Below are 5,291 nucleotides of genomic sequence, written 5' to 3' on the forward strand. Positions count from 1 at the left end.
AAATTGTGTTCGGCGGTGTCCTACTCTCCCACACTGATTAGGGTGCAGTACCATTGGCGCTGGTGGGCTTAGCTTCCGGGTTCGGAATGGGACCGGGCGTTTCCCCACCGCTATAGCCGCCGTAACTCTATGAAACACACACCCACAAACAAAGTATGTCTACTCGTGAGAGTGTTTTTTTGTTTGTGTGTTGTTTCAGATATTGCACAGTGGATGCGAAACAAGTTTTTATTGTTTGTTTTGGTTGTAAGTCCTCGGCCGATTAGTACCAGTCACCTGCATCGGTTACCCGACTTCCAGTTCTGGCCTATCTACCCCATGGTCTGTGGGGGGCCTTAACCACGCGAAGGTGGTGAGAAACCTCATCTTGGAACAGGCTTCCCGCTTAGATGCTTTCAGCGGTTATCCCTTCCGAACGTAGCTAACCAGCAGTGCCCTTGGTAGGACAACTGGCACACCAGAGGTTCGTCCGTCCCGGTCCTCTCGTACTAGGGACAGGTTTCCTCAAGTTTCTTACGCGCGCGGCGGATAGAGACCGAACTGTCTCACGACGTTCTAAACCCAGCTCGCGTGCCGCTTTAATGGGCGAACAGCCCAACCCTTGGGACCTACTCCAGCCCCAGGATGCGACGAGCCGACATCGAGGTGCCAAACCATCCCGTCGATATGGACTCTTGGGGAAGATCAGCCTGTTATCCCCGGGGTACCTTTTATCCGTTGAGCGACACCGCTTCCACTTGCCGGTGCCGGATCACTAGTCCCGACTTTCGTCCCTGCTCGACATGTACGTCTCACAGTCAAGCTCCCTTGTGCACTTACACTCAACACCTGATTGCCAACCAGGCTGAGGGAACCTTTGGGCGCCTCCGTTACATTTTAGGAGGCAACCGCCCCAGTTAAACTACCCACCAGGCACTGTCCCTGAACCAGATCATGGTCCGAGGTTAGATATCCAATACGATCAGAGTGGTATTTCAACAACGACTCCACACACACTGGCGTGCATGCTTCACAGTCTCCCACCTATCCTACACAAACCGAACCGAACACCAATACCAAGCTATAGTGAAGGTCCCGGGGTCTTTTCGTCCTGCCGCGCGTAACGAGCATCTTTACTCGTACTGCAATTTCGCCGAGTCTGTGGTTGAGACAGCAGAGAAGTCGTTACGCCATTCGTGCAGGTCGGAACTTACCCGACAAGGAATTTCGCTACCTTAGGATGGTTATAGTTACCACCGCCGTTTACTGGGGCTTAAATTCTCAGCTTCACACCCAAAGGTGTTAACCGGTCCTCTTAACCTTCCAGCACCGGGCAGGCGTCAGTCCGTATACATCGTCTTACGACTTCGCACGGACCTGTGTTTTTAGTAAACAGTCGCTTCTCTCTGGTCTCTGCGACCACACCCAGCTCACAACGCGAAGTTGATCACCAGACGTGGTCCCCCTTCTCCCGAAGTTACGGGGGCATTTTGCCGAGTTCCTTAACCACAGTTCTCTCGATCGCCTTAGTATTCTCTACCTGACCACCTGTGTTGGTTTGGGGTACGGGCCGTGTCGCCACTCGCTAGAGGCTTTTCTCGGCAGCATAGGATCATGGAATTCGCCTCATTCGGCTACGCATCACCTCTCAGGCTATGTGTGTTCCGGATTTGCCTAGAACACGCCCTACAGGCTTACACCAGTACAACCACTGACTGGCCCCACTACCTTCCTGCGTCACCCCATCGCTTGACTACTACCAACCAAGGTCCCGCGCATCCAGTCCCAGGGCCACCCGAAGGCGGCTAAGGAACATTCAGGGCGGTTAGTACAGCTGATTCATCACGGGCGCGACTACACGGGTACGGGAATATCAACCCGTTGTCCATCGACTACGCCTGTCGGCCTCGCCTTAGGTCCCGACTCACCCTGGGCGGATTAGCCTGGCCCAGGAACCCTTGGTCATTCGGCGGAACAGTTTCTCACTGTTCTTTCGCTACTCATGCCTGCATTCTCACTCCCACACCCTCCACCACTAGATCACTCTGTGGCTTCCAGGGATGCAGGACGCTCCCCTACCCACCCACACACCTAGTCACACCCCCTTGAGGGTGAGACGGGCTATTGCGTGAGTGCCGCGGCTTCGGCGGTGTACTTGAGCCCCGCTACATTGTCGGCGCAGGATCACTTGACCAGTGAGCTATTACGCACTCTTTCAAGGGTGGCTGCTTCTAAGCCAACCTCCTGGTTGTCTTCGCGACCCCACATCCTTTTCCACTTAGTACACGCTTAGGGGCCTTAGCCGGCGATCTGGGCTGTTTCCCTCTCGACTACGAACCTTATCGCCCGCAGTCTCACTGCCGCACTCTCACTCACCGGCATTCGGAGTTTGGCTGACGTCAGTAACCTTGTAGGGCCCATCGGCCATCCAGTAGCTCTACCTCCAGTGAGAAACATGCGACGCTGCACCTAAATGCATTTCGGGGAGAACCAGCTATCACGGAGTTTGATTGGCCTTTCACCCCTACCCACAACTCATCCCCTCCATTTTCAACTGAAGTGGGTTCGGTCCTCCACGACGTCTTACCGTCGCTTCAACCTGGCCATGGGTAGATCACTCCGCTTCGGGTCTAGACCCGGCGACTCGATCGCCCTATTCGGACTCGCTTTCGCTACGGCTACCCCACACGGGTTAACCTCGCCACCGAGCACTAACTCGCAGGCTCATTCTTCAAAAGGCACGCCATCACCCACCAGCCACTAAAGACTGCACAGGCTTTGACGGATTGTAAGCGCACGGTTTCAGGTACTATTTCACTCCCCTCCCGGGGTACTTTTCACCTTTCCCTCACGGTACTAGTCCGCTATCGGTCACCAGGGAGTATTCAGGCTTATCGGGTGGTCCCGACAGATTCACAGCAGATTTCACGGGCCCGCTGCTACTTGGGTGTCTACTACAACAGTCAACATGTTTTCGTCTACGGGACTCTCACCCTCTACGACAGGCCGTTCCAGACCACTTCGACTAACACACTGATTTCTCACTGTCGGCCCATCCGGCAGAATGGACAAAATAGATCCCACAACCCCACACACACAACCCCTGCCGGGTATCACATATGCATGGTTTAGCCTCATCCGCTTTCGCTCGCCACTACTCACGGAATCACTATTGTTTTCTCTTCCTGTAGGTACTGAGATGTTTCACTTCCCCACGTTCCCTCCACACCCGCTATATATTCACAGGTGGGTAACACGACATCACTCGTGCTGGGTTTCCCCATTCGGACACCCTCGGATCACAGCTCGGTTGACAGCTCCCCGAGGCTTATCGCAGCCTCCTACGTCCTTCATCGGCTCCTGGTGCCAAGGCATCCACCGTACGCTCTTACACACTTACAACAAATAAACAAAACAAAAAATAAAGATGCTCGCATCCACTGTGCAATTCTCAAACAACACACACCAACCACACCCAACACCCCCACCCCACTTCTTCAAGCAGAGCAGATAACAGGCGGAAAGCAGTCGGCATCTTTGTCTAACCCTAGAAAGAACACGTGTGTTCTCTCAGGACCCAATAGTGTGTCAATGCCTGCCATGGTCACCCATGACAGCGCCGGCAACATCCAAACGAACGTTGCTGGCATTGTTAGCGTTTCACCCATGAGCTCCCACCACAGAACATTCGCCTGTGAAGCGGGGCCACCACACTCGCACCACATACCGAAATACATGGCTGCTGGTACAAAGCAGCAGCGACAATGTGGTTTATATTGCTCCTTAGAAAGGAGGTGATCCAGCCGCACCTTCCGGTACGGCTACCTTGTTACGACTTCGTCCCAATCGCCAATCCCACCTTCGACGGCTCCCTCCCACAAAGGGGTTGGGCCACCGGCTTCGGGTGTTACCAACTTTCATGACGTGACGGGCGGTGTGTACAAGGCCCGGGAACGTATTCACCGCAGCGTTGCTGATCTGCGATTACTAGCGACTCCGACTTCACGGGGTCGAGTTGCAGACCCCGATCCGAACTGAGACCGGCTTTAAGGGATTCGCTCCACCTCACGGTATCGCAGCCCTCTGTACCGGCCATTGTAGCATGTGTGAAGCCCTGGACATAAGGGGCATGATGACTTGACGTCATCCCCACCTTCCTCCGAGTTGACCCCGGCAGTCTCTCACGAGTCCCCGCCATTACGCGCTGGCAACATAAGATAAGGGTTGCGCTCGTTGCGGGACTTAACCCAACATCTCACGACACGAGCTGACGACAGCCATGCACCACCTGTACACCAACCACAAGGGGGGCGACATCTCTGCCGCTTTCTGGTGTATGTCAAACCCAGGTAAGGTTCTTCGCGTTGCATCGAATTAATCCACATGCTCCGCCGCTTGTGCGGGCCCCCGTCAATTCCTTTGAGTTTTAGCCTTGCGGCCGTACTCCCCAGGCGGGGTACTTAATGCGTTAGCTACGGCACGGATCCCGTGAAAAGGAACCCACACCTAGTACCCACCGTTTACAGCGTGGACTACCAGGGTATCTAATCCTGTTCGCTACCCACGCTTTCGTTCCTCAGCGTCAGTTACTACCCAGAGACCCGCCTTCGCCACCGGTGTTCCTCCTGATATCTGCGCATTTCACCGCTACACCAGGAATTCCAGTCTCCCCTGTAGTACTCAAGTCTGCCCGTATCGCCCGCACGCTTGGAGTTAAGCCCCAAGTTTTCACGAACGACGCGACAAACCGCCTACGAACTCTTTACGCCCAGTAATTCCGGACAACGCTCGCACCCTACGTATTACCGCGGCTGCTGGCACGTAGTTGGCCGGTGCTTCTTCTCCAGGTACCGTCACTCACGCTTCGTCCCTGGTGAAAGAGGTTTACAACCCGAAGGCCGTCATCCCTCACGCGGCGTCGCTGCATCAGGCTTGCGCCCATTGTGCAATATTCCCCACTGCTGCCTCCCGTAGGAGTCTGGGCCGTGTCTCAGTCCCAGTGTGGCCGGTCGCCCTCTCAGGCCGGCTACCCGTCGTCGCCTTGGTAGGCCATTACCCCACCAACAAGCTGATAGGCCGCGGGCCCATCCCAAACCGCCGGAGCTTTCCACCACAGAACATGCATCCCATGGTCATATTCGGTATTAGACCCAGTTTCCCAGGCTTATCCCAAAGTTTGGGGCAGATCACCCACGTGTTACTCACCCGTTCGCCACTAATCCACCAGCAAGCTGGCTTCATCGTTCGACTTGCATGTGTTAAGCACGCCGCCAGCGTTCGTCCTGAGCCAGGATCAAACTCTCCATGAAAAC

The 5,291-nt window shown here is 55.1% G+C and carries 3 rRNA genes; all 3 read right to left on the reverse strand.

Features of this window, described 5'->3' with window-relative positions:
• Positions 1-7: 7 nt before the first annotated feature.
• The 3 genes from rrf to J3S28_RS28120 all read right to left on the reverse strand — a co-directional run bounded on the left by rrf (position 8) and on the right by J3S28_RS28120 (position 5,288).
• Positions 8-124 (reverse strand): 5S ribosomal RNA (rrf, locus tag J3S28_RS28110).
• 118 nt (positions 125-242) lie between these two features.
• Positions 243-3,381 (reverse strand): 23S ribosomal RNA (locus tag J3S28_RS28115).
• Between the two features lie 385 nt (positions 3,382-3,766).
• Positions 3,767-5,288 (reverse strand): 16S ribosomal RNA (locus J3S28_RS28120).
• The 16S, 23S and 5S rRNA genes sit together here, the layout of an rRNA operon.
• Positions 5,289-5,291: the final 3 nt, after the last annotated feature.

The sequence above is a fragment of the Williamsia soli genome, assembly GCF_017377795.1.
Classification (GTDB): Bacteria; Actinomycetota; Actinomycetes; order Mycobacteriales; family Mycobacteriaceae; genus Williamsia; species Williamsia soli.